At 34.1% G+C, this 26,205-nt stretch carries 23 protein-coding genes; 1 reads left to right on the forward strand and 22 read right to left on the reverse strand.

The features are described from left to right. Positions 1–23: 23 nt before the first annotated feature. The 14 genes from tpiA to sufC all read right to left on the reverse strand — a co-directional run bounded on the left by tpiA (position 24) and on the right by sufC (position 11,546). Positions 24–782, reverse strand: coding sequence for a triose-phosphate isomerase (gene tpiA / locus QJ521_RS05120; protein WP_282839364.1), 759 nt, complete (start codon positions 780–782; stop codon positions 24–26). A gap of 4 nt (positions 783–786) precedes the next feature. Continuing rightward, positions 787–1,032: an HPr family phosphocarrier protein gene (locus QJ521_RS05125; RefSeq protein WP_282839365.1), complete on the reverse strand. Its 246-nt coding sequence runs from the start codon at positions 1,030–1,032 to the stop codon at positions 787–789. 21 nt (positions 1,033–1,053) lie between these two features. Then, positions 1,054–1,593: a helix-turn-helix domain-containing protein gene (locus tag QJ521_RS05130; protein WP_282839366.1), complete on the reverse strand. Its 540-nt coding sequence runs from the start codon at positions 1,591–1,593 to the stop codon at positions 1,054–1,056. After that, complete coding sequence (locus tag QJ521_RS05135; RefSeq protein WP_282839367.1) at positions 1,593–2,789, reverse strand: phosphoglycerate kinase; 1,197 nt, start codon at positions 2,787–2,789, stop codon at positions 1,593–1,595. Before QJ521_RS05135 ends, QJ521_RS05130 begins: the two co-directional genes overlap by 1 nt. 78 nt (positions 2,790–2,867) lie before the next feature. Then, on the reverse strand, positions 2,868–3,284 hold the full coding sequence (locus QJ521_RS05140; RefSeq protein ID WP_282839368.1) for a competence protein ComK: 417 nt from the start codon (positions 3,282–3,284) through the stop codon (positions 2,868–2,870). Positions 3,285–3,328: 44 nt separating this feature from the next. After that, positions 3,329–4,483, reverse strand: coding sequence for an ABC transporter ATP-binding protein (locus QJ521_RS05145; protein WP_282839369.1), 1,155 nt, complete (start codon positions 4,481–4,483; stop codon positions 3,329–3,331). A gap of 84 nt (positions 4,484–4,567) precedes the next feature. After that, on the reverse strand, positions 4,568–5,143 hold the full coding sequence (locus QJ521_RS05150) for a PucR family transcriptional regulator (protein WP_282839370.1): 576 nt from the start codon (positions 5,141–5,143) through the stop codon (positions 4,568–4,570). A gap of 48 nt (positions 5,144–5,191) precedes the next feature. After that, positions 5,192–5,953, reverse strand: coding sequence for a S1C family serine protease (locus tag QJ521_RS05155; protein ID WP_282839371.1), 762 nt, complete (start codon positions 5,951–5,953; stop codon positions 5,192–5,194). After that, the gene (locus QJ521_RS05160; RefSeq protein WP_282839372.1) at positions 5,950–6,750 is read right to left on the reverse strand and encodes a S1 family peptidase; all 801 of its coding nucleotides are present in this window, start codon (positions 6,748–6,750) and stop codon (positions 5,950–5,952) included. Before QJ521_RS05160 ends, QJ521_RS05155 begins: the two co-directional genes overlap by 4 nt. A gap of 94 nt (positions 6,751–6,844) precedes the next feature. Continuing rightward, entirely contained in the window at positions 6,845–8,254 is a 1,410-nt protein-coding gene (gene sufB / locus QJ521_RS05165; RefSeq protein WP_282839373.1) for a Fe-S cluster assembly protein SufB, read from the reverse strand. After that, entirely contained in the window at positions 8,247–8,693 is a 447-nt protein-coding gene (gene sufU, locus QJ521_RS05170; protein WP_282839374.1) for a Fe-S cluster assembly sulfur transfer protein SufU, read from the reverse strand. The genes sufB and sufU overlap by 8 nt, the downstream gene beginning before the upstream one ends. A gap of 8 nt (positions 8,694–8,701) precedes the next feature. Further along, positions 8,702–9,904: an aminotransferase class V-fold PLP-dependent enzyme gene (locus QJ521_RS05175; RefSeq protein ID WP_347568085.1), complete on the reverse strand. Its 1,203-nt coding sequence runs from the start codon at positions 9,902–9,904 to the stop codon at positions 8,702–8,704. Beyond that, on the reverse strand, positions 9,904–10,779 hold the full coding sequence (locus QJ521_RS05180) for a SufD family Fe-S cluster assembly protein (RefSeq protein ID WP_282839376.1): 876 nt from the start codon (positions 10,777–10,779) through the stop codon (positions 9,904–9,906). Before QJ521_RS05180 ends, QJ521_RS05175 begins: the two co-directional genes overlap by 1 nt. Continuing rightward, a complete protein-coding gene (gene sufC / locus QJ521_RS05185; protein WP_282839377.1) occupies positions 10,779–11,546 on the reverse strand; it encodes a Fe-S cluster assembly ATPase SufC in 768 nt (255 codons plus the stop codon). The genes QJ521_RS05180 and sufC overlap by 1 nt, the downstream gene beginning before the upstream one ends. Positions 11,547–11,943: 397 nt before the next feature. On the opposite strand from sufC, the gene QJ521_RS05190 reads away from it, so the two are divergent. After that, the gene (locus QJ521_RS05190; protein WP_282839378.1) at positions 11,944–14,154 is read left to right on the forward strand and encodes a S41 family peptidase; all 2,211 of its coding nucleotides are present in this window, start codon (positions 11,944–11,946) and stop codon (positions 14,152–14,154) included. Between the two features lie 51 nt (positions 14,155–14,205). Here the strand turns inward: QJ521_RS05190 and QJ521_RS05195 are convergent, their stop codons facing one another. The 8 genes from QJ521_RS05195 to bcp all read right to left on the reverse strand — a co-directional run bounded on the left by QJ521_RS05195 (position 14,206) and on the right by bcp (position 26,125). Next, positions 14,206–14,394 (reverse strand): hypothetical protein, encoded by a 189-nt coding sequence (locus QJ521_RS05195; protein ID WP_282839379.1) that lies wholly within the window; start codon positions 14,392–14,394, stop codon positions 14,206–14,208. Position 14,395: 1 nt separating this feature from the next. Then, positions 14,396–15,934 carry an oligopeptide/dipeptide ABC transporter ATP-binding protein gene (locus tag QJ521_RS05200; protein ID WP_282839380.1) on the reverse strand — a complete coding sequence of 513 codons (1,539 nt, stop codon included), beginning with the start codon at positions 15,932–15,934 and terminating at the stop codon, positions 14,396–14,398. Continuing rightward, entirely contained in the window at positions 15,921–16,925 is a 1,005-nt protein-coding gene (locus tag QJ521_RS05205) for an ABC transporter ATP-binding protein (RefSeq protein ID WP_282839381.1), read from the reverse strand. The genes QJ521_RS05200 and QJ521_RS05205 overlap by 14 nt, the downstream gene beginning before the upstream one ends. Positions 16,926–16,937: 12 nt before the next feature. Beyond that, a complete protein-coding gene (locus tag QJ521_RS05210; protein ID WP_282839382.1) occupies positions 16,938–18,815 on the reverse strand; it encodes an ABC transporter permease subunit in 1,878 nt (625 codons plus the stop codon). Between the two features lie 13 nt (positions 18,816–18,828). Continuing rightward, a complete protein-coding gene (locus tag QJ521_RS05215; protein WP_282839383.1) occupies positions 18,829–19,803 on the reverse strand; it encodes an ABC transporter permease in 975 nt (324 codons plus the stop codon). A gap of 101 nt (positions 19,804–19,904) precedes the next feature. Then, entirely contained in the window at positions 19,905–21,773 is a 1,869-nt protein-coding gene (locus QJ521_RS05220) for an ABC transporter substrate-binding protein (protein WP_282839384.1), read from the reverse strand. A gap of 341 nt (positions 21,774–22,114) precedes the next feature. Continuing rightward, a complete protein-coding gene (gene nifJ / locus QJ521_RS05225; RefSeq protein WP_282839385.1) occupies positions 22,115–25,645 on the reverse strand; it encodes a pyruvate:ferredoxin (flavodoxin) oxidoreductase in 3,531 nt (1,176 codons plus the stop codon). 24 nt (positions 25,646–25,669) lie between these two features. After that, positions 25,670–26,125: a thioredoxin-dependent thiol peroxidase gene (gene bcp, locus QJ521_RS05230; protein ID WP_347568086.1), complete on the reverse strand. Its 456-nt coding sequence runs from the start codon at positions 26,123–26,125 to the stop codon at positions 25,670–25,672. Positions 26,126–26,205 lie beyond the last annotated feature (80 nt).

A 26,205-nucleotide genomic window follows, 5' to 3' on the forward strand; every position in this document is an offset into this window, starting at 1 on the left:
TTTTTGATTGATTGAACTTGAATTTATTTAAGTGCTGCTCTAACTAACGTTAAAAACGAATTAGGATCTAATGATGCTCCACCAACTAATGCTCCATCAATATCGGACATTGATAATAAGCTATCAACATTCTTCGTGTTGACAGAACCACCATATAAGATACGAATTTGCTCACTAACTTCTTCGTTATATAGTTTTTTAATGACTGAGCGAATTGCTATAATGGTTTCATTTGCTTGTTCTGGAGTTGCAGTTACTCCTGTACCAATTGCCCATATTGGTTCATATGCAACAACTGTTTTTAATGCATCTTGAGCACTTACATTTAAATAAGCTTTTTCAATTTGCTTTTTCACGACTTGGTTGGTTGTTCCAGCTTCTCTAATTTCTAATGATTCACCAACACAAACAATTGGTGTGATATCCACATTTACTGCGGATATAAGTTTTAAATTCACAGTCTCATCTGTTTCATTAAAATAAGCACGACGTTCACTATGTCCAACAATGACATAATCAACACCATATGATTTCAACATAGCAGCTGAAATTTCTCCAGTATATGCACCTTCTTCAGCATAATGCATATTCTGAGCACCAATTCTTAGATTTTCGCCTTCTCTTTTCACAAGATCTTTCAAAAATATAGCTGGTGCACAAATCACTGATTCCACAACATCTTTGTCAGGGACTTCGACGTTAACAGCATAGATGAATGCTAGAGCATCATCTTTCGTCTTATACATCTTCCAATTCCCTGCGATTAAAGGTTTTCTTCTCATAATCTTATCCTAAGATAGAGGATACGTCTTTGATTGCTTCTTCGGCACGAGTTCCTCTAGCTACGATACGTACATTTTCTCCATGTGGGACAGCCAATGACATTAAAGCAAGAATCGACTTTAAGTCAACAACTTTGTTGTGGTAATGCAATTCAATATCAACAGCATATTTTGATGCTGTTTGTACAACTTTTGCTGCTAAAGCTGCATGTAAACCTTGTGTACTCTTAATTACAATTTCTTTTTCCATTTTAACTTTTCCTCTCCTTGGTTAAAACATTGGTGGTGTGCTTATCCATAGCACCTTTGCGTTTTGATGACTGTGATTAATTAAATAATGTTCTTTGTTTGCTGGATAATAAAATGTTTCACCTTTTCGAACAATATATCTTTTCTTATTTAAAACTAAAGTAACTTGACCTTCTAATATATAACCAAACTCTTCACCTGCATGAGGATCATCAATAACTGATTGTCCACCTGGTTCTAAGTCAATTATAATAGGTTCCATTTCATATTTTAATGCATTTGGTACAATCCAAGAGATCATATGCTTTAAATTGTCATTTTCTTTTTCATAGAAATCTTCTTTTTTATAGACGACAGTTTGTTCTTCTTCAATACTAAAGAACTCATGAACATCTGTTCCAAGCACCTCAAGAATTGAGAATAAGGTTTGCATTGAAGGTGACGTTAGATTATTTTCAATTTGTGAAATATACCCTTTTGTTAACTCCAATCTGTTCGCAAGCTCTTCTTGTGTTAGATTATTTCCTAATCTGAGTGCTCTTATCTTTTTACCAATATCCATTATTTATCGTCAACACATTCGATACCAGGAAGCACTTTACCTTCAAGGTATTCTAGTGATGCTCCTCCGCCAGTTGAAATATGTGAAAATCTCTCTGCTAGACCAAATTGAATTACTGCAGCTGCTGAATCTCCACCACCAATAATAGTTGTTGCTTTACCTTCTAGTTCAGCAACAGCACGTGCGATAGCAAGAGTTCCTTCAGCAAACCTTGGGAACTCGAATACACCAACTGGTCCATTCCAAACAACGGTTTTTGCTTTTTCAATATATGATTCGAATAATGCAACTGTTCTTGGTCCAATATCCATACCCATTTCATCACTTGGAATTGCTTCTGCATCTCTGACATGTTTTTCACTCTCTGGACTAAATTCTTTTGCTGTGTAAATATCTTTACCTAACAATATTTTGCCTTTTCCAAGTTCTAACAATTCTTTTGCTAAGTCCACTTTATCTGCTTCTAATAAACTTGTTCCAACTTCGTATCCTAAAGCCTTAAAGAAAGTGTATGCCATCCCACCACCAATTAATACATAATCAGCAACTTTGAGTAAATTTTTTATGACTTCAATTTTATCAGATACTTTAGCTCCCCCTAGTATAGCTACAAACGGTCTTTCAGGATTTTCTAGAGTTCCACCAATAAAGTTGATTTCTTTTTCTAAAAGGAAACCTGCAACAGTTTGTTCAATATTTGATGCAATACCTACATTCGATGCTGCTTCACGATGTGCTGTTCCAAATGCATCATTAACGAATACATCCCCTAAAGAAGCCCAATACTTACCTAGTTCAGGATCATTTTTACTTTCTTTTTTACCATTTAAATCCTCAAATCTTGTGTTTTCAAACATTAAGATTTCGCCATCTTTCAAAGCATCGATAGCGTCTTCTAATAGTTTTCCTCTAGTCTCAGGAACAAAGACAACGTCTTGATTTAAGTGTTCACTTAATCTTTTAGCAACAATATCTAAACTACCTTTTGCCTTATCGGACTCTTCTTTGATACGCCCTAGATGAGAAAAAACAATCGCCTTACCACCTTGATCTAAAATATACTTAATCGTTGGTAATGCTTGTACAATTCTGTTTTCATCACTTATTTCGCCATCTTTAATTGGTACATTAAAGTCAACACGAACAAGCACTTTTTTTCCTTTTAATTGAATATCTTTAATTGTTTTTTTTGCCATCATTTTTCCTCCTATATGATGTAATCGTTTAAATTTTAACCGTTCTTATTATAACACTATTTGTAAACTTTTTCTATACTATTGAAAATGAAAATGTTTTACTTTCATAAACTTTATCATTTCTAAATACTTTATCTGCTTTGATAGACTATTTAAAGAATACTTTAAATATATTTTTCTTTGACTATAGAATTCAATTTCTAAACCATCATCGGATTCTCGGATATGATTGATGGATGCATAATTAATCCATATGTTATCATAGTCTCTCGTTCTTTTCACTGGAATCAACATAAGATAATCGTTGATGTATACTGGAACCTTATATTTGATGTCTAAAACCTTCTTAACAGCCATTAGATAACCCTCATAGGTAAATAATCCTTCTTGACATAAAAGCTTAATATAACTTAAATTTGATGATTTATATGTCTTTATGTGTCGTTCTTGATAAATTAACGCTCCCTGACTGGTATTAACAATATATTCAATCATAATTATTTATCTCCATAAAAAAAAGGCCAATTGGCCTTTAATTATTATTGTTCTTCTTCTTTGATTTTCTTAATTGTTTTCTTTGGTTGAGCTTCAGATGAAACTAAACGTTGTTCTGATTCTGGATCAAAGAAATGACATTTGTGCATATCTAATGCAAGTCTCATTTTATCTCCAATATGAACGCCTGCACGTGCGTTAACAACAGCACAGATATTATTACCATTAACGTTTGTATAAATATTCGTTTCAGAACCAAGTAACTCAGCAACATCAACAGTGATATTTAAAATTGCATCTGGATATGTATCCATAACCACTTGTTCGTCATGAATATCCTCTGGACGAATACCTAAAACAACTTCTTTACCAACCATACCATTTTCTTTTAGGATTGCAAATTTATCTTCAGGAACAACAATTTTATGTTCTCCAGCAACAAAGTTAGATTTGTTATCAACGATACCATGGATAAAGTTCATTGGAGGTGTTCCAATAAATCCAGCCACGAATAAGTTGTTCGGATTGTCATAAATATCTTTTGGAGCTCCAACTTGCATAATATAACCATCTTTCATAACAACAATACGGCTTGCCATTGTCATCGCTTCAATTTGGTCATGAGTTACATAAATTGTAGTCGTTTCAATCTTATTGTGAAGTTTAATTAACTCACCGCGCATTTGAACACGTAATTTTGCGTCAAGGTTTGATAATGGTTCATCCATTAAGAACACTTTTGCGTTACGTACGATTGCTCTACCTAAAGCAACACGTTGTCTTTGTCCACCTGATAAAGCTTTTGGTTTACGCTTTAAGTAAGGTGTTAATCCAAGAATATCTGCTGCTTCTTGAACCTTTTCATTGATGATATCTTTAGGCATTTTTCTTAGTTTAAGACCAAACGCCATATTATCATACACAGTCATGTGAGGATATAGGGCATAAGATTGGAATACCATTGCGATATTTCTATCTTTTGGTGCTTTGTCATTAACGAGTTCATCGTCAATATATAATTCACCTGATGTGATTTCTTCAAGACCAGCAATCATTCTTAGTGTTGTAGATTTTCCACAACCTGATGGTCCAACAAAAACGATAAATTCTTTATCTCTAATTTTAAGATTAAAGTCAAAAACTGCTTGTACACCATTAGGGTATACTTTATTAATATCTTTTAATTGTAAAGTAGCCATTTTTTTCTCCCTTATTTTAATTACATTCTAAAACCATTATAGCAAGTCCATACGATAAAAAAAATGTGCAAGTTGCACATATTTTTAGATGACTAGATGATAAATAAGAAATGCATCATTGAACACTCTAACATCAAAACCAGTCGTTTGATAAAACTTATCTAATCTTTGAATAAGTGTATTACGATGTATATACAATTTTTTAGCTGCTGAGCTCATGTTCTGATTACACTCTAAATATGTTTTAATACTCTGTAACATTGAAGTGTCTTGATTGTATTTTCGCAGCATATAACTTTTTAACTCATGATCGATTAGGTTTAGTAGTGATCGTAGTAAGATTTTATCATCGATATATACATATTTTATAAATGGTATGAGTTTCAATTTGTTTTTAATAAAGTTCATGTGTAATTGTAACTGATCTTCATTTTCAAATTGATAAGACACATAAATACGTAAGTCTGTTAGTGTATCACTCATAATATTTAAAATGACATCTAAAAAAGAAACATCAGTTTCTTGTTGATAAAATATATGAATCGCGTAAGGTTCTGTCTCAACTTTAGTAATATCGATGAACTCAGAAAAAATAGATATAATAGGCGACTCTTCTGATTTGATTTCTTTTTTGCTTTCAATGATGAGATATCTATACATTCAATCATTCCTTTTCTCTATTATATCACTTCTAAATAATTCTATTTTCTATGGTTCTAAATAAAATACCTTGAAGGTTCTTAAAATATAAATGGAATATGCATATGTAGATCCGTTATCTACATCAAATTGGATGCCAATGATCTCATGATTCATATTGATCATAACACCACCATTACCAAAGGCATCAGATAAAACGTTCGTTTCGACTGCTTGAACTATATTTTCATCAGTCTTAATATAACCAGTAATTAAACCCATCGTCAATGCATTGATGATTTCTCCTTGATATCCTATTAACATAATTGGTTCTCCTATTAAAGGTAGACTGTCGGAGATGTCTAAAGTCTGAAGAACTCTATTTCTATTTTTTACGAATCTTATGCCTGACAACCCTAAATCTTCAGATGATTTTCTAAGAAAACCTCGATATGTTCTACCTAAGTAATCAGATATTTCAATTGACATTGTTTGACCTGAACTCAGTTTTGTTAAATCAAAGGTTGTCAAAACGTGATAATTACTACTATCTTCTTCAAAAATAACACCTGATCCATATCTTGTTTCAAGCAAAACACCTAATGGCGAATAAACTTTAACTTCAATCATAACGCTAGAGATGGTTGTCTCAAGTGTTACAACATTAATGAATGTTTGAAATCGATCAAAAATATTAATATCGTTTGCTATATAATTTTGGTATTGACTTGCTAATATCTTAAACTCTTCAGTATCTTCTTCAATAACAAAGATAGCACAACCATTAAGTAAGGTTGCCAATAGTAAAATAAGCATCAACATTTTTTTCATTCAGAGTCACCTCCAAAATCAAATTCAACATGCTCAAAGAATGCGAAAACTTTCTCTACTGGAATAATGAAAGCATATTGAGATACATCGCTATTATTACTAAAATTACCAGCATAAACAACACCGATTAACGCATACGAGTCATTAATGACTACACTACCACTACTTCCTGATTTAACAGGTGCAGTAGCTACTAATACAGGGAAATCGACATTAACAACATCGGTAGATGGATTTTCGATATCTATCACTGTGTAATCTATTGATGTGCCTAAAGTAATAGCGTTGATTTGAAAACTCGGGTAGCCTAAGATAGCAATATTGAGGTTTAAGGCAGGGTTTTCTTCAGCAAACTCAATAACATCAAGTAGCTCGCTACCCTTTCTAAATCTGACGATACCTAAGTCAAATGCACTACTGTTTGCAACTAAAGTAGCACTGTAATTATTCCCATTATAGTCACCAACTGAATAATTGACTGAATAACTAGATTCCTCATATACAACATGATTGTTTGTTAGCACATAGTAATAAAGACTATCCTCATAAAATATGACACCAGAACCCGTCATAGACCCAGATGATGCAAAAACTGTTTTCTTAACGGATACAACACTTTTAATTGTTTCTGTTGAGATATGATTAAAATAATCAATATGAGATTGATATATCGCTTCGTTCTGATTCAAATGTGTTTGGTAATCTTGGTATAAGTCATCATAGGTTATAACTTCTGTACATCCAGATATGCTGATGACCATTAGACCTATTAAAAGAAAAGAGAAAAATCTTTTCATCCTAACACCTCTTAAGATTATTTTACGCTAAAACGCGTAAATAAAAAAGATATTTGCGAATTTATCACAAATATCTTTAATATGTTTTTGAATATTAACCGATTGAACCTTCCATTTCCAACTTAATTAATTGGTTTAACTCAATAGCATATTCCATCGGTAATTCTTTAGCAAATGGTTCAATGAATCCCATAACAATCATTTCTGTTGCCTGTTCTTCAGTTAGCCCTCTACTCATTAAGTAAAACAGTTGCTCTTCACTGATTTTAGAAACTGTCGCTTCATGCTCAAGGAATACATCGCTATTACGTACAACATTTGTTGGGATTGTATCTGAGAATGAATAGTCATCTAAAATAATCGTGTCACATTCGACATGTGCTTTTGCACCTTTAGCTTTTTTGCCGAAATCAACTTTACCACGATAGTTAACAGTTCCACCACCACGACTAATTGATTTAGAAATAATAGTTGATGTTGTGTTTGGTGCAACATGAATCATTTTAGCACCAGTATCTTGCCATTGACCTTTACCAGCAAATGCAATCGAAATGGTTGTACCTTTTGCTCTTTCACCAAGTAAAACACATGATGGATATTTCATGTTTACATTACTTCCGATGTTTCCATCAATCCATTCCATATGTCCATTTTCATAAACATATGCACGTTTGGTCACCAAATTAATGACGTTGTTAGACCAGTTCTGTATGGTTGTATAACGACACGTTGCATCTTTGTGTACAACAATTTCAACGATGGCTGCGTGTAATGAATCTTTCTTATATATGGGTGCAGTACATCCTTCAACATAGTTTACTGATGCACCTTCATCAACAATAATTAAAGTTCTTTCAAATTGACCCATTTGGTCAGAGTTGATTCTAAAATACGATTGAAGAGGTTTTGTTACTTTTACACCTTTAGGAACATAAATAAATGATCCACCACTCCAAACTGCACTATTTAATGCAGCATATTTATTATCATTTTTTGGAATAATCGTTCCAAAATACTTCTTCACCAAATCAGGATAATCTCTTAGTGCTGTGTCAGTGTCAACATAAATAACACCTAAGTCTTCAAGTTCTTTTTGTGTATTATGATAAACGACTTCACTTTCAAATTGGGTAGATACGCCAGCTAAAAAGTTTCTTTCAGCTTCAGGTATCCCTAATTTTTCAAATGTGTCTTTAATTGCTTGAGGCACTTCATCCCAACTTGTTTCAGCGCGATCACTCGCTCTAAGGAAGTACGTAAACTCATCAAAGTTGATAAATGATAAGTCTGGACCCCATTTGGGATTCTTCAATTCTAAAAACTTTTTATAACTTTCTAAACGGTAATTAAGCATCCATTCTGGTTCATTCTTTGTTTTGCTAATCACACGTATAATGTCTTCATTAAGACCTTTTCCCGTATCAAATACAGGCTTTGATTCTGTATGGAAACCAAATTGATACTCGCCTATAATTGCATCTATCTTCTTCTTGTTCTCATCCATTTAGCTCATCCTCCTTTATTTTTATTATACCTTGTTCTGCAGCTTTCCATGCCAATGTTGCACATTTAACACGAGCTGGAAACTGAGCAACACCTTGATAGACCACTGCATCGCCTTTAAGAATTTCTGGATTAAAAGGGTAACCTTTAATCAATTCATAAAATTCATGTAGTATTGATATTGCTTCATCTAGTGATTTATTTTTTAGTGTTTCACTCATTACACTTGCACTTGAACAGCATATAGAACAACCGGTTCCTTGGTGCAAAATATCTATGATTTTGTGATTATCGACTTTCAATTGAACGGTCATCTCATCCCCACAACTGGGGTTGTTTAAATGAACGGTCATGTAACTGTTATCAGCTACAAACCCTTTGTTTTTTGGGTTTTTATAATGTTCCATTATCACTTGTCTATATAAATGCTCAATATTCATAATATCTCCTAAAACGATAAAAAGAATTCTTTTGCAGCTTTTACACTGTCTATAAATGTATCACAATCTGCGATGTTATTATATACATGGAATGACGCTCGCAATGTAGAATTCACTCCTAAAAATTTTGTTACAAGTTGTGCACAATGATGTCCAGCACGAACACTGATGTTATATTGATCTAACATTGTTGCAATATCGTGTGGATGTACATCATCAACATTAAATGCTATGACTGGATTATCAGCTGTTGGGTTATAGATTGTCACACCTTCAACGTTTTTTAGTTTATCTAATGTGTATTGATGTAGTTGATGTGTATGTTCATGAATCTCATGGATTCCAATAGATTCAATATATCGGATTGCTTCTGCTAATCCTATCGCACCACTAATCACTGGTGTTCCTGCTTCAAATTTAAGTGGTGCTTCTTTATAAGTAGCATGATCTTTAAATACTTGATCAGCCATTTCTCCACCAAACTCAAAGGGTTCTATGCTGTTTAGCAAATTTTCTTTACCATATAGCACTCCTACACCAGATGGCCCAAACATTTTGTGACCTGAAAATGCTAGAAAATCAACACCAAGTTCTTTAACATTAACTTCCATATGAGGTACAGATTGTGCTGCATCAAGAATAACGATTGCTTCTTTCTCATGCGCGAGTCTTGCGATTTCTTCAATAGGAGTTTTATAACCCATGACATTTGAGACATGTGTTATAGCAACCACCTTGGTTTGATTTGTTAGCACACTTTTGAAACCTTCAACTGTAATTCTTCCTTCTTTAGTTAATGGTATATAAATCAGTTTAGCACCAGTCTTTTTTGCGACTACCATCCATGGAAGTAGGGAAGAGTGGTGTTCTAGTTCACTGGTAATGATTTCATCACCAGGCTTTAAAATCTCTTTATATGCATGTGCAATAAGATTTAAAGCGGATGTCGTTCCACGAGTGAAGATGATTTCATCTTCCTGTGCACCAATAAATTTTGAGACTGTAATTCTTGCATCTTCATATAATTTTGTTGCTTCATAAGCTAACTCATATGCCCCTCTGTGTACATTCACACCTAAAGACATATAATAATGGTCAACCTGTTTGATAACAGATCTTACTTTGAGTGAAGATGCTGCAGAATCTAGATATGCTAGTTTTGGTTGTATATCATAGATTGGAAAATCTTTCCTAATTTTGTTAATATCTATCATATTCTTGAATTGACAACATGCACGAATCTTTCCTTAAGTGGTTCATCATCGATTTCATCGATAACTGGACGCAGGAATCCATTAATAATGAGTTTTTCTGCTTCCTGATGTGTTAATCCTCTGCTTCGCAAGTAAAACAATGCGTCTTCTGCAATTTTACCAATTGTTGCTCCATGACCTGCTTTAACGTCATATTCATCAATTAATAAGATTGGATTGACTTCAACTCTTGCTTCATCAGATGTAATAATACCTTTTAAGGTTTGGAAAGCATTAGCATGCTTCATCCCCTTTTCTATTTTTTCGACACCGTTCAAGACAATTTTACCACGTTTATTGGCAATTCCAATGTTCGTCATGTCTCCAAATGTGTTTGGTGCTTTATGTACAATTAGAACATCAATGCTTTGTTGATGGTCATCAGACGATACAGCAATCGCTCTTAATTTGACTTCTGCACCTTCGCCAACTAAATCAACATGCATTTTTGCTGTAAGTATATTGCTTACAAATCCACCAATTAAGTCTAATTTTGCATCTCTATCTACAACAAAATGATGCTCAAGATTAGCATTAAGACTCGATAATTCACTAATAAGTAAATATTTGACTTGTGTATTCGATTTCGCATGAAGCTTTATTTTGTAATTGTTGTCTGTAGTATCTTCACTAACAACTTCTAAAATAATCTTGATGCCTGTATTTTCAGACACAATGATTTCAAATGACTCGTTGCTATCATCTTCTAATGTTATTTTAAATGGATCTTGATATTGGATATTTTTTGGTATGGTTAATTGTTGGTTTTCATAAATGAAATCTTTAGGTAATCCCGATACAACTTCGTGATTTTTAATAACAATTGAATTCATTATTGATCCTCTTCAATGTAATCTATACCTAATTCATCTTTTATCCATAAATAACCATTTTGATCAATCTTTTCAATTAATTCTTGCCCACCACTTAATACGATTTTACCATCAATCATAATATGAACATTCGTTGGTTTGATATGGTCTAAAATACGTTGATAGTGTGTTATCAAAATACAACCAAACTCACTATTAACAAGACTACTTACGTTCTCTCCAACGATTTTTAATGCATCAACATCAAGTCCTGAATCAATCTCATCAAGAATTGCAAATTTTGGCTTTAAAACTTTTAACTGAAGAATTTCATTTCTTTTTCTTTCGCCACCACTAAAACCTTCGTTTAAATAACGATGTGCTAGATCTGGTCGCATTTTCAACTCTTCAACTTGTTTTTCATATGAAACAGCAAACTCAAAAAGACCAATATCTTTTCCTGAAGTTGCTCTAACTGCTTGACGCATAAAGTCAGAATTTGTTACGCCAGGAACTTCAGCTGGATACTGCATTGCAAGAAATAAACCTGCACGTGCTCTTTCATCAACTTCCATATCTAAAATGTTTTCTCCATCTAGATACGCTTCCCCTGCAGTCACTTCATATTTTGGATGGCCCATCAATGCGCTTGCTAGCGTTGATTTCCCTGTACCATTAGGACCCATAATTGCGTGTACTTCTCCTGAATTAACTGATAAGTTAACTCCTTTTAATATTTCTTTTCCTTCAATTTCAACATGTAGGTTGATAATTTCTAATTTTGCCATAAAAGACCTCCTTGAATTTCCATATCTATTATATAACAAAGGGCTTTTTATTGCTATTTATATGCTAATTTATAATTTGTTAAAATGAGGAAACGTTTTCAATGAAAATTTCATGTAAATAATCATTCATTTTCAGAAAACTGTATTATAATATGAATGTAGTCAGGTTTACTTTTTCTATTACAAGACTACATCAAATGTATTTTTCTCCCAAAAAATACAGCGTTAACCTCGCTATTAAAATATTTGGACTGCCATCCACGATTATTTTATAAAAAGGTTTTCCCAAAATTGGGCTTCTTAGGAAGCTCGTTTTTTTTATAAACTTGACAAAAAATGAAAAAAAATATATAAATAATATAATACATTATATTATGTATGGAGAAGGGGGCTTCAAATGAAACAAAAAATAGTATTTTTAATATTAATCATTACATTTGTTTTATCAGCATGTACTAAGAGTGAAACATACACCGTTTCATTTAACACACAAGGTGGGACAGAGATTACCGAAATAGTCGTTGAAAGTGGTGCAGTGATTGGATTCCCTGAACAGACAGAAAAAGATGCATATATTTTTGATGGATGGTTTACTGACACCATTTATAGTAAACCTTATGATTTTAGTGAGCCTGTTACAAAAAATATAACACTATATGCTAAATGGCTAGCTGATTCTACTATTCAAATAAATAGAATGGATCTTGACGCAGCACAAATTAACATTTCTGAAGACATGATTTTGTCATCAAAGATTGAATTACCAAAAACAGGTGAAATACATGGGTCTAGTATAACGTGGATATCTGATGATCCTGGTGTTATTACCTCAGGTGGTATTGTATTACATCCGCCTATGGGTAGCGATTCTATAACTGTTACATTAACTGCAAAGTTAAACTATGAACTAGAATCGAAAAACTATGATTTCGAACTTGAAGTTATGCCAATGAATGAGATTAACATCATTGAATCAACATCTCTACCATTTACAAATGTAACCTCAGAGTTTGAAGTATTTTCTGGCAACTTAATGACTTATTATGGCGAAAACAGTTCTATTCCTTATGTTGATGTTCAAGAATTCTTGCAATTGCTAGATGGTTTTCTACATTATGAAGACCTAGAGTTCACATATTTAAATGAGATCATGACCATCGCATATGAAGCTGAGTTCGATATCGAAGATGAATTTGGGAATGTCATCGATACAGAAATTGAAAGTTTTTTAATGACTATAGACTTCGATTTGAACACCGTTACAGTCGATCGATTAGGTTTTTTCGACTATTACGTTTATGAAACAGCTACTGAATATGGTGCTGGTATTACTTACTTAGACTCTTATGTTGAACCGGGAGATTCAATTACTTTTGAATTGACACCTTATCGCTTTGATTTGGTTATTGATAACGATAAATATTTATTCCCATTCCATATAGCCAACCTTTTATTTACAAGTGGCTCATACTATAATGTTTATTTTAACGGTAATAGTTATACGGGCATCTATGCTTTTCCGGATCCATCTGATACTAGCGGTTCAACTGAAGATGGTATTGCATTCAATACAATTAAGAATAGTTCATATAATGGGCACGATATACCTGCAGATTTAATCGTTGCAACCTACGATATGCTTGCTTTTACACTTGACTACTTCTTTGGATTAAAAGATGAGCGTGGTATTCAAACACATTATGATTTGCTAAAAATTTATAACAATACTATGTTAAATGGAACAACAAGAGGTTTATCTGATGGTATCTTTAGGTTTGTTACTAAGACGATGGATGATTTACATAGTTCTCATCACTTTCCAGGATACTATGAACCAAAGAATTTTAGTATACCATTAACAAATATCGCCCAAGTAGGGGCTTCTGTTAGAAGATGGTATGAAACATTATGGGATGTTCAGGAGGTCTTAGCAACTACTTACCCTACCAATATAGACAACTTACCACCAAACTATAGAATCATTGATGGTGGTAAAACAGCTGTCATTTATTTAGATGGTTTTCATACTGCAACTGTTGAAAATCCAGATGGAAAAGATTCCAATAAGTATATGAGAGAAACATTGAACAGTATCTTTGCTGAATCAATGAGTATTGAAAATATAGTTATTGATCTAAGTTATAATACTGGAGGAAATCTTGGAGCTTTACTTAGAGTTTTAGGTTATATGACTGAAGATCCTATTGAAATGAGCTATATGAACCCTTTAGATGGTTCTAGAGTTACATATTTCGCAAATATTGATACAGTTGCTTATACTGAAATCAATTGGTTCTTCTTAACTTCAAAAGTAACGTTTAGTGCAGCAAACCTAATGGCTTCAATTGGTCAGCATATGGGGTTTGCTGCAATTATTGGAACTCAATCTGGTGGTGGTGCATCATCAATCACACCTGTTGTTTTACCAGATGGTAGTTTCTTTCATATGAGTAGTCTAAATGTGTTAAGCTATCGTGAGGGTAATGAGATTGATGGTTATACTTATTATAGTATTGAACATGGTATCACACCTGACTATATTCTAGAAGTTGAGTTCGTTCAATCTAATGCCAAAATTATTGAAGCAATTTATCAAATCCTTGATTAATTTATTGAATGAGATAGAAAAAAAGCCAATCGAATTTGATTGGCTTTTTCATTATCCGAATAATAACAATAGAACAACTACAAAGATAGCTACAATAATAAGAAATACTGGCAACAAAACGATGAACGCTGCAATAAACATTGCTAAGATATCGTTCTTTTCTGGCGGAGTTTCAGCTAAATTTTTACGAGCTTGAGCTCTTTTAGCTGCTTTTTCTGCTTCAGTTTCGTATTTTCTCATTTTACTTCATATCTTTTGTCTTTTCATAATAGTGACATGCTACGAAGTGTCCTGGATTAATCTCGCGATATTCAGGAACTACCTTAGCACATTTATCTGTTGCCAGAGGACAGCGTGTTCTAAATTTACAACCTGATGGTGGGAAGATATTAGAAGGAATATCGCCTTCTAGGATAATCCGTGTACCTTTAATCTCATCAGTTGTAGGAATTGCTGATAATAAAGCTTTTGTATATGGGTGAAGTGGATCTGCATAAATTTCAGCAGATGGTCCAAGTTCAACCATATTACCTAAATACATAACTCCAATACGATCACTAATATGCTTAATAACGCTTAAGTCATGTGAAATAAATAGGTATGTTAAGTCTTCTTGTTCTTTAAGTTCCATTAACAAGTTAATAATTTGAGATTGAATCGATACGTCTAACGCACTAACTGCTTCATCACAAACAACAAATTCAGGTTTTAATGCTAGTGCTCTAGCGATACCAATACGTTGTCTTTGTCCACCAGAGAACTGGTGAGGGAAACGGTGTAACATATAACCGTCAAGACCACATTTTGACATCGTTTCTAAAATATATGTTTCAAGCTCTTTCGAACCCTTCTTATACATTCCATGCTCAACGACTGCTTCACCGATAATTTGCCCAACTGTCATACGAGAATCAAGAGATGAATATGGATCTTGGAAGATAATTTGTAACTTTCTTCTTAGATTTCTCATTTCTTCATCATCAAGTCTTGTTAAGTTGATACCCGTTTCACGGTTTTTCTCAAGTTTTGCTTGATATTTAGGATCTAAGGTACGTTCTGTAATAGCCAATGTTTTTTGACCTTTAAATCCACGAACTTTTTCAAATAATGATTTAACTTCTTCTGAGTACTTATCGCTATACTTACCTTCTAGACCACTGAAAATAACACTGTTATGTCCAAATAGAACGGTTGCTTTAAGGAGTAAGTCGCGAATTTGTTCGATATTTTCTTCTAAAATCAAACTACCAACTGTACGTGAACCTTCTCTAAGTTGTCTTGAAGCTTCCTTTTTTTGTTCTCTTGAAAGGTATGCTAGTTTTTCTACTCTTTTTTGTTTCTTTTCGTAATTCTTATCAGGCATTTCTTTGCTTTTTTCAATTGCATCAATTTCTTTTTTCAGAGATACTAATTCTTCATCATACTTAACACTCTTTTGATAACATTTGATAGCATGCTCTTGATATTTAGGAAGTTTTTCGATTTCTTTAACAATATAATTTAGATCCATATCTTCAACTCTAGAGCCATAATATACAGCACTACCACTTGTAGGTGGATATAATTGAAGAATTACGCGTCCAAGTGTAGATTTACCACAACCTGATTCGCCAACTAATCCAAATGTTTCACCTTTAATGATTCTTAAATTCACATCTTCAACAGCACGAACATAGATTTGATTTTTATCAAAGAATGAATTTCTTTTTAATGGAAAGAACTTTTTCAACTTATTCATTATAAGTAGAGGTTCTTGTTTACTTAGACTATTTTTCGCCATCGCTGCGCACCCCACTTTCTGGATAGAAACAACGAATGTGGTGATCTTTTTCCACTTCTACTAATTCAGGTTCTTCAACTCTACATTTGTCCGTTGCATATTTGCAACGTGGAGCAAATTTACATCCTGGAGGTAAATCCAGTGGATGTGGTACTGTACCTGGAATAACTTCTAGTTTCTTACCTTTTTCATCTGAAAGTCGAGGAATTGAATTCATCAAGCCTTCAGTATAAGGATGTGAGTATTTAGCTTTTCCACTAAAAATAACTTTTGAATTCGCACTCTCTACAACTTGTCCAGAATACATAACTGCAACATCATCAGCCATTTCGTTAATAACCCCAAGGTCATGTGTAACGAATATAATTGATGTTCCAAGTTCATCTTTCAACTCATTCATAAGTTTTAGAATTTGTGCCTGGATGGTTACGTCTAATGCGGTCGTTGGTTCGTCAGCGATTAGGAGTTTTGGACGACAAGCTAATGCCATCGCAATCATAACACGTTGACTCATACCACCGGAAAGCTGGAATGAGTATGCTTTCGCAATCTTTTCAGGATTACTAATACCTACAAGTCCTAATAATTCAATAGTACGCGCGTGAGCTTGGTCTTTTGTCATGTCTTGGTGAAGCATTAAAACTTCACTAATTTGTCGCGTAACTGTTAATACTGGATTCAAACTTGTCATCGGCTCTTGGAAAATAACAGAAATATCGTTCCCACGAATTTTTCTAAGCTCGTTTTGAGTTAAACTAGAAATTTTTTCACCATCAAACCAAATTTCACCAGAATGTATTTTTTGATTGTGTTCAAAGAGTTTTAAAATACTCATTGCTGTAACACTTTTACCACTTCCGGACTCTCCAACAATTCCTAATGTCTTACCATTTTGAACTTTAAGAGAAACACCATTAGCAGCTTTAATTAAACCTCTTTTAGTTGTGAAGTAGGTATGTAAATCTTTTATTTCTAATAAATACTTATCCATTTGTCATACCTCCTATCGTTCAGCATTCTTAGGATCCATAGCATCTCTTAGAGCATCACCAATTAAGTTGATACTTAAAGCTGCTGTTAGAATCGCTATACCAGGTAAAATCCAACGCCACCAATATGTACGAATAACGTTAACATCTTGCGCAGCTGTTAAAATATTACCCCATGATGGATTAGGTTTTTGAACCCCAAATCCCAAGAAGGATAATCCAGCCTCGGTTAAGAGTGATCCAGCATAACCAATCGTTAAGTTAACAATAACAATACTAATAACTGCCGGGAAAATATGACGCCAGATAATATGTTTTTGTTTAATACCTAATGCTTTTGCAGCAAGAACATAATCTCTTTCTCTTTCAGAAAGAATTTGCCCTCGAATAAGCCTTGCTAAACCGGTCCATGATAAGACCCCTAGAATAATCATGATGAGTAACATACGTTGAACTTCTGTTGTTGCTCCACCCATCAATAAAGCTGATAGTGTTATCGCGAACGGTAAGAACGGGAATGATGCAACAATTTCAGCAAAACGCATGAGTAAGTTATCAATTCTACCACCAAAGTATCCAGCAGTAAGACCAACAGTGACACCAATAACAAGTGAAATTAAAACAGCCACAGCCCCAACAGTAAGTGTAATCTTACCACCATGAATTAATTGGATAATAAAATCTCTACCTTGTTCGTCACTACCTAATAAGAAACCTTTGTTACCCCAAGTGTGTACGTTGCCCTCTTCATCAACAGCAAAGTTTTGATAAGAATCTACAAAAATATCTTTTATATTTGCATTACTTAATCCTCTTGGCAGTTCTGTTTGTCTTAAATCATTATTGCCCCATGCATAAACATGACCATCTTCTGTTAAAACAACAGCGTGTTCATAACCAACACCAAGTTGTTTAACATTTGTTTTTGCTTCTTCTGGTATGAATGGTCCATGAACTCCAAAACTTGTAGCTCCCCAAACATATAAGTTACCATTCGAATCAACTGCAAATGCATTATAAACCGTTACTCCAATTTGTGTAACTTGTACACTACCATCTATTAAAATCATCGGAAGTGTATTCACTAAATCTGATTGTACACCAATTAGTCTAACAGTACCATCTTCTAATAATACAAGTGCATTATTGAAGTTTGAAACAACATCAATAGCTTTAATTGGATTATCGAATTCATCATAATAAATATATGGTGAGCCTCTCATAACATCTCCGATATTGTTTGCTCCAACACCCCAGACGTAAACTGCACCTGATTCAGTAATCGCTAAAGTACGTTCGAATCCACCTTTTAAGTAAGTAATTGGGTCTTCCTCAAAGGCAGTTACAAATCGATCGTGAATTTTAGCTTGTTGTTGGTGATTGTATCCCCAAAAATACATATTACCATCAGCATCAACTGCCATAAGATGTTGTGAACCTGCAGAAACGTCTACAAAATTCGTTCCATTTTTCACTGCATCAGGCATATTTTGAACTTCACGATAACTTGCGCCCCACATATATACTTTACCCGCTTCTGATAAGCCAATTGAAAATGCATTACCAGACTCAATTTCAACAATACCTTCTCGTTCCAATTGTTTTGGTACGTTTAAGTATTGATAGTTTGGAGGTAAATTACGATGGAATGTATTCGTATAAAACATATTTAATGGGATAATTAGTGACAAACCAAATGAAAAGAAAAATATAAATGTGAAACCAATTATACCAATAACTGCTAATTTATTTTTAATAAATCTTCTTGCAATAACTTTACCTGGGCTGAGTAATGCTTCTTCAGCATAAACATCTACAGCCTTTTTTTGTGGTAAGAACAGGCGTTTAAATAGATTAACTATTGATGCCCATATTTTCTTTAAAGTATCCATCTATTTAGCCCTCCTATTCCAATTTAACACGTGGATCGACAAGTGCATAACTAATATCCATGACGATATTTGCTACAAGTGCCAATACAGCGTAGAACATGTTCATAACAAGTACGAGATTGTAGTCATTAACACGTAGTGCACGAATCAAGACTGTACCAATGCCGTTCCATACAAAGATTGCTTCTGTAATTGCAGACCCACCAAACAATCCAATAATTGAAAAGGATAAGATTGTTACAACAGGAATTAATGCATTTCTAAAAGCATGAGAATAAATAACAACTTTTTCTCTAAGCCCTTTTGATCTTGCAGTACGGATATAATCCTTACTTAATGCTTCAAGCATAGATCCACGGACGTATCGAATCGTTCCAGCTAATGCACCAATCGTAAGTGTTGTTACTGGTAAGATTAGATATCTTAGATATGATAGATAAAACGCAGTTGTACCAGGGTTCTCATAAGGCATACCCCCAGATGGTAACCATCCTAAGTTAAGTGCGAAGATGAAAATCAGAGTTAAACCGATAAAGAATGTAGGCATTGAAATACCAACAAGTGAAAAAATTTGCCATCCACGATCGTGGAATGAGTCTTTTTTCACAGCAGATTTAATCCCTACTGGAATTGATATTAAGAAAGCTAAAGAAATTGAGAAAACATTAATAATAATACTGTTTCTTAGAGGCTCTGCAAGAACATCTCTAACCGCAGCCTGATAATGCGAAGAATAACCAAAGTCGCCTATTACCATATTCTTAAACCAAATAAAATATTGAATAACTACGTGTTTATCCAATCCAAGTCTTCTCTCAGCAGCTTCGTATAATGTCCGATAAACATCTGGATCTTGAATGGTACCAGGCGGGATCATATAGCGCACGGGATCACCAGGCATCAACTTCATAATGGTAAAAAGCATCACTGAAATGATGATGATAACTGGGATCAAAGAGAGAAGTCTTTTCCCTAAAAATTTTAACATAGTGCCTCCTTTTTTTCGAAAAGTAAGGAGAGCGTATAAAACCTACTCTCCTCATTTTCTAGATTCTAATTAAGATTTATTTTGCGATTGTTTCTAGTTTCTTATTCGAAATACATGTTGTTAATCAATGCAGCCCAGTTCCAGAATGGAGTAGTTTCTACACCTTTAAGTTTGCTATTAAATACATCATAGTATTGGTTTGAATATAGAGGTACGTTTGGAATTAATGTGTTCCAACGAACTTGGTATTCTCTCCAAACAGCTAGATATTCAGCTGTATTTCCTGGTGCAACAGTACGTAATTCAACTGTTAATTCATCAAGTGTCTTAGTACCATTAGTTGCATTCAAAGGAGCAGCAGGACTTTCTGGACTATCTTCTAGTTGGTGACCATTCATCCAAGTTCCTAAGAAATCAGAATGCCAGCTGTAATATGGGTCATAAGCTACACCAAAGTTAGTTGCTAAGTTGAAGATGTGATATAACTTATCTTCTTCATCTAGTTCATATGCATAATAGTAATGATCTAGTAAGAATGCGAAGTCACTTTCTGTAACATCATACATAATACCAACTAATTGCATATTGATCTCGAATTTAGCAGCAAGTGAAGTTGTTACTTCATTATTTTCAGTACCTAAGTGTCTAATTTGTAGAACTTCACCATCAGAATTATAACGGTAATATTCGCTATTAGCAACAGCCTTAGTTACATCAAATGCAGTTGTTCCATCACTTTCATATACCCAGTCTGTAGTATCAAGAACAGTGTTTGCTTCTGTTACTGAGAATGAATATTTATTAATGTTTGCATCTACCCAGTCTTCACTTTGTACATACATCCATTGTGCTAGACCATATTCAGAATATGTAATTGAACCATATCCATCAAGAACTACGTCAGTAACATATTGACGATCAGTTAAATAAGCGATTGCTTGGCGCACTTTGTAATCCATTGTTGGACCAAAATGTGCTTGCATAGCTAATAGACCATAACCATTACGTGAATAGTAATTTGTACTAGTTGTTGTTGAAGCTTCAGCAGCTTGAATCTTAGATCCTTCAATAACGCCAGTAACTAAGTCAATTTCACCACTGATAACTAGATCAACGTCTAATGTTTGGTTTACTCTTCTAATAACAATTGTTTTAATTTTGGGAGTATCGCCATAAACGTTACCCTTGAAATTGTCATTTCTTTCTAATGTAACAACTTGGTTAATGAAACTTACAAATTTGTAAGGACCAGAACCAACGATTGGAGCATAACGGAATCCACCAATTTTAGCTGCATCAGCTAATAATGCGAATCCACCAGCACCAATTTTAGCACCACTACTGTTTGAATCAATTTCAGCACCTTCAGGAGCTAAAATATGCATTGGCATTGGAGCTATAGATGCGTATGATGTTTCATAGAAATATGGAAGTTCTTCTCCATCAATCGTAACTGAGAAAGAATAATCGCCAAGAAGTTTAACACCTTGGAATCTTACGTCAGCTGAAGTATCACCAGCACGGTATTCTGCATAACCAACTAATGAATCACCTAATGTAGATGAAGCACCAGCAGATACCCATTCTTTTGAAGCAGACATCAACAGGTTGAATACATAGTCTCTAGCCGTAATCGGCTCATCATCTGACCATAATAGATCATCATGAATAACAAATGTATACGTCTTGTCGCCATTTGAAGCTACAGATGTAGTTACAGTGTCAACAACTGTTGTATTAAGAACTATTTCACCGAGTTCAGTTGTAGAGTATGTACCATATGAGAAGATTAAATCTCTAACCCATACGTCATATGCACTGTTACCAAAACCAGTCATGAAGTTACCGCTGATTTCTGGTGAACCAACTACTAATGTTTGATCATCAGAGTCTCCACCGCAAGCAACGAGTACAAAGACGGTTGTTAATGCAATAATCAATGTTAATGCACTTTTAACAAATTTTTTCATTCAGTTTCCTCCTAATTTTTCTCTTTCTTCTTACACTTTCTGATTAAGTGTTTCCCTAATTATATATTTAAGAGCCTGACTTGTCAATAGTTTTTTGCATTTGTAAACGTTTACAGAAACAAAAGCAACCATTTTCAAGGTTTATATTTAATATAAAGGTTTATGTTTTTCATTATTTTTCGCACAATAAGCTTTATTTCTAATAGGAAAACGCTTCAAAAAACTTAACTGCTATATATATTTATTTAATAAATAAAATATCATTTTCATAGATGGTTAATAGAAAAAGGCGCTTTACGCCTTTTAATATAAAATTTATTACTGGTACTATTTTTTTATGATTAGATTGAGTAATCCATTGCTTGGTATCTCTTATACATGTTCCATCTTCTTTTCGCATCATTCATATTTTTATCTAATAGTTCTGATGCATGATCAGGGTTGATTTGTGCGAGTTGTGCATATCTTGACTCGCTAAGTAAGTAGTCGTGATATTTATCCCAAACTGGTTCTTTACTGTCAATAACGAATGGGTTCTTGCCTTCATCTTCTCTTCTTGGATCAAATCTAAAGGTTGGCCAGTATCCACATTCAGTTGCTAATTTTGCTTGTGCAAATGTATTTGTTAAACCACCTTTGATGCCATGTTCGATACATGGTGCGTACGCGATAATTATGGATGGTCCATCGAAACTTTCTGCTTCTTTAAACGCTCTAAGAACTTGAGCAGGTGATGCACCATGTGAGATTTGAGCAACATAGACATGCCCATAACTCATAGCGATTGCTGCTAAGTCTTTTTTCTTAGTGCCTTTGCCAGCTGCGGTAAATTTAGCAATTGATCCTGCAGGTGCAGATTTTGATGATTGACCACCAGTATTTGAGTAAACTTCAGTGTCTAGTACTAGAATGTTAACATCTTCACTGTTTGCAATAACGTGGTCGATTCCACCATAACCAATATCATATGCCCAGCCATCGCCACCCATAATCCATTGTGAAATTTTAACAAAATATTCTTTGATACTTAATAATTCTCTTGCATATGGTGCATCAATTTTTTCTAATTCTGTAACCATTTCTTTTTGTAGCTTTCTTGTGATTTCAGCACTCTTTCTATTTTCAATCCATGAATCAGCCATTGTTTGAAGTGACTCAGGCATTTCTGCTTTATGGTTGTTTAATAGTGTTTGTACTCTATCTCTCATGGTTTCATATGCGATACGCATTCCAAATCCAAATTCAGCGTTGTCTTCAAACAATGAATTCGCCCAAGCTGGTCCAAATCCTTCAGCATTTGTTGTATAAGGAGTTGCAGGAAATGATCCGCCATAAATTGATGTACAACCTGTCGCATTAGCGAAAACCATATGGTCTCCATATAATTGCGTTAAAGCCTTAATATAAGGTGTTTCACCGCAACCAGCACACGCTCCAGAAAATTCGAACAATGGTTGATTGAAACTTAAATTTTTAGGGTTGTTTGTTCCCATATCTTTATAGGTAACTTCGTTGAAGAAATAATCAGCAATTTGTTGTGAGTTTTTAGCAAGTTCATCACCAATTGGCACCATAGCTAAAGACTTTTCTGGTGTAGGACATACTTGAACACAAACACCACATTCAGTACAGTCAAGTGTTGATACTTGAATTGTAAACTTCATGCCTGCCATATCTTTACCTTTAGCATCTAACATTTTAGCGCCTTCAGGTGCATTTGCTGCTTCGGTTTCGTCTGCTAAGAATCCACGGATAACAGCATGTGGGCATGCAAATACACATTGATTACATTGAATACAATTTTCAGCTCTCCACTCAGGAACGAAGTTTGCGATACCGCGTTTTTCATAAGCTGATGATCCGTTTTCCATGTGTGCATCTTCATATCCTAAAAATGCAGAAACAGGTAGTGAATCTCCTTCAATTGCGTTAACAATATCAGCAATTTTTCTAACAAAATCAGGGCGATTTGATGTATCTTCTTTGACTTCATCTGTTAACATTGCCCATTCTTTTTTAACGTCAACTTCAATTAAATGTTTATATCCAGCATCAATTGCAGCATTGTTTAATTCAACAATAGCATCGCCTTTTCTACCGTATGTTTTTTCAGCATAAGACTTCATGTATTTATTTGCATCATTTGCGTCCATTAACTGTTCGTTAAGTTTGAAGAATGCTGATTGCATAATCGTATTAATACGTCTACCTAAGCCAATTTCATAAGCTAAATCAACAGCATTAATAATATAGAATTTAGCTTTCTTTTGAGCTAATTGACGTTTCACTCTATTAGGTAATAAAGTTTCAATTTCTTCAACAGGTGTTGTTGTATTTAATAAGAATGTTCCACCTTCTCTAAGTCCTTTAATCATGTCATATTTTTGCAAATATGTATCTGTAGAGCATGAGACGAAATGTGGATAATTCACTAAGAATGTCGAACGAATAGGTTTTTTGGCAAAACGAAGATGCATGCGTGTAACCCCACCAGCTTTTTTAGAGTCATATGACGCGTAAGCTTGTGAGTAAAGTGTTGTATGATCACCAATGATTTTTGTAATATTTTTAGATGCTCCAACGGTTCCATCAGAACCCAATCCAAACAATAATACTTCGGTAGCATCTTTATCACCGATAACTAAGTTTCTATCGATTGGAAGTGATGAATTTGTTACATCGTCTTCAATACCTAATGTGAACTTATTTTTATGCTCGCCAACCATATTTTCAAAGACTGACAAGATCATTGCAGGTGTTGTATCTTTCGAAGAAAGTCCGTATCTTCCACCTAAAATCAAAGGTTGATTTTCTTTTCCGTAATAAACTGATTTAACATCAAGATATAATGGATCTCCTTCAGCACCTGATTCAAGAGTTCTATCTAGTACAGTAATTCTTTTAACTGTCTTAGGCATAGCTTTTAATAAATATTCAGCACTAAATGGACGATATAAATGAACGTTTAACAAACCTACTTTTTTGCCTTCATCCATTAAATGATCTACTGTTTGTTGAGCCGTTTCAATAACAGATCCCATAGCAATAATTACATCTGTCGCTTCTTTATCACCATAATAAACAAATGGAGCGTATTCTCTACCTGTCAATTTAGAAATTTCTTGCATATAATCATTCACCATGTCTGGAACTCCAGCATAATGAGAATTTTGAAGAACTTTCGTTTGGAAATAAACATCTTCACCTTGTGCTGTACCACGTGTTACTGGATGCGCTGGGTTTAATCCTCTAGATCTAAATTTAGCAACTGCTTCTTTATCAAGCAAACGGTCAAAAACTTCATAATCTATAACTTCGATTGATTGTACTTCATGTGAAGTTCTAAAACCATCAAAGAAATGCACAAAAGGTACACCTGACTTAATTGCTGTTAAGTGTGCGATACCAGCTAAATCCATTGATTGTTGTACTGATGCTGATGCTATCATACCCCAACCTGTTTGACGTGCTGCATAAATATCTTGATGATCTCCAAATATTGACAATGCTTGAGCTGCAATACTACGTGCAGCTACATGAATAACACCAGGCAATAATTGCCCCGCGATTTTATACATGTTAGGTATCTTTAATAATAACCCTTGAGATGCAGTGTATGTTGTTGTTAGAACACCCATTTGCAATGAACCATGAACGGTCCCTGCAGCGCCTGCCTCACTTTGCATTTCAATAACCTTAACTGGCATTCCGAATAAATTCTTTTTGCCTTCCGATGCCCAAAGGTCAACGTATTGAGCCATTGGTGACGATGGTGTAATCGGGTAAATTCCGGCTACTTCACTGAATGCATATGAACAATATGCTGCAGCTTCATTACCGTCCATCGACTTAATAACTTTCTTTGCTACCATAAATACTCCCTTCTGAGTCCTATCCTATTGTAAGACCTTTAATATATCTGATGCATTCTCTTTAGGAGATGCTTTTTCAAAAACGTGTGTAATCATACATTGTTCATCTAAAACAAATGTTGAACGACTTATCCCCATATATTTTTTGCCATACATGCTTTTTTCGACATATACACCGAAATAATTGGAAACCTCTAAATCTTCATCACTTAACAATATAAAAGGTAGATCATATTTTTCAATAAAGTTGCGGTGACTTTTCGAATCATCTTTACTAATACCAATGACCACAACTTCATTTTTTTTAAAATCATCATAAGCTTCTTTAAATGCACATGCTTGAGATGTGCAGCCTGGAGTATCATCTTTTGGATAAAAATAAATGACTATTTTTTTGCCATAGTAATCTGACAATTGATGTCTTTTTTCAAAAGCATCTACTAAACTGAAATTTCTAACCTTAGTTCCAACTTTTAACATCATGCTCCTACCAATCCGTTGATTTTATCAACATTACTATTATACCCTATAAGGGCATAAAAATTAAGGGCAATTTTACA

It is taken from the genome of Peloplasma aerotolerans (genome assembly GCF_030012175.1).
Lineage (GTDB): Bacteria > Bacillota_I > Bacilli_A > Acholeplasmatales > Acholeplasmataceae > Peloplasma > Peloplasma aerotolerans.

Bases quoted from the DNA above. Each gene is read 5' to 3' on its own strand.
- QJ521_RS05195 (WP_282839379.1), bottom strand. From the start codon at position 14,394: ATGAGAAAATACGAAACTGAAGCAGAAAAAGCAGCTAAAAGAGCTCAA.
- QJ521_RS05210 (WP_282839382.1), bottom strand. From the start codon at position 18,815: ATGGATACTTTAAAGAAAATATGGGCATCAATAGTTAATCTATTTAAA.
- QJ521_RS05155 (WP_282839371.1), bottom strand. From the start codon at position 5,953: ATGAAAAAAATGTTGATGCTTATTTTACTATTGGCAACCTTACTTAAT.
- bcp (WP_347568086.1), bottom strand. From the start codon at position 26,125: ATGTTAAAAGTTGGAACTAAGGTTAGAAATTTCAGTTTAGTAGATGCT.
- QJ521_RS05180 (WP_282839376.1), bottom strand. From the start codon at position 10,779: ATGAATTCAATTGTTATTAAAAATCACGAAGTTGTATCGGGATTACCT.
- QJ521_RS05140 (WP_282839368.1), bottom strand. From the start codon at position 3,284: ATGATTGAATATATTGTTAATACCAGTCAGGGAGCGTTAATTTATCAA.
- QJ521_RS05200 (WP_282839380.1), bottom strand. From the start codon at position 15,934: ATGGCGAAAAATAGTCTAAGTAAACAAGAACCTCTACTTATAATGAAT.
- sufB (WP_282839373.1), bottom strand. From the start codon at position 8,254: ATGGATGAGAACAAGAAGAAGATAGATGCAATTATAGGCGAGTATCAA.
- nifJ (WP_282839385.1), bottom strand. From the start codon at position 25,645: ATGGTAGCAAAGAAAGTTATTAAGTCGATGGACGGTAATGAAGCTGCA.
- QJ521_RS05160 (WP_282839372.1), bottom strand. From the start codon at position 6,750: ATGAAAAGATTTTTCTCTTTTCTTTTAATAGGTCTAATGGTCATCAGC.
- tpiA (WP_282839364.1), bottom strand. From the start codon at position 782: ATGAGAAGAAAACCTTTAATCGCAGGGAATTGGAAGATGTATAAGACG.
- QJ521_RS05135 (WP_282839367.1), bottom strand. From the start codon at position 2,789: ATGGCAAAAAAAACAATTAAAGATATTCAATTAAAAGGAAAAAAAGTG.
- sufC (WP_282839377.1), bottom strand. From the start codon at position 11,546: ATGGCAAAATTAGAAATTATCAACCTACATGTTGAAATTGAAGGAAAA.
- QJ521_RS05150 (WP_282839370.1), bottom strand. From the start codon at position 5,143: ATGTATAGATATCTCATCATTGAAAGCAAAAAAGAAATCAAATCAGAA.
- QJ521_RS05130 (WP_282839366.1), bottom strand. From the start codon at position 1,593: ATGGATATTGGTAAAAAGATAAGAGCACTCAGATTAGGAAATAATCTA.
- QJ521_RS05190 (WP_282839378.1), top strand. From the start codon at position 11,944: ATGAAACAAAAAATAGTATTTTTAATATTAATCATTACATTTGTTTTA.
- QJ521_RS05125 (WP_282839365.1), bottom strand. From the start codon at position 1,032: ATGGAAAAAGAAATTGTAATTAAGAGTACACAAGGTTTACATGCAGCT.
- QJ521_RS05205 (WP_282839381.1), bottom strand. From the start codon at position 16,925: ATGGATAAGTATTTATTAGAAATAAAAGATTTACATACCTACTTCACA.
- sufU (WP_282839374.1), bottom strand. From the start codon at position 8,693: ATGAATATTGAGCATTTATATAGACAAGTGATAATGGAACATTATAAA.
- QJ521_RS05145 (WP_282839369.1), bottom strand. From the start codon at position 4,483: ATGGCTACTTTACAATTAAAAGATATTAATAAAGTATACCCTAATGGT.
- QJ521_RS05220 (WP_282839384.1), bottom strand. From the start codon at position 21,773: ATGAAAAAATTTGTTAAAAGTGCATTAACATTGATTATTGCATTAACA.
- QJ521_RS05215 (WP_282839383.1), bottom strand. From the start codon at position 19,803: ATGTTAAAATTTTTAGGGAAAAGACTTCTCTCTTTGATCCCAGTTATC.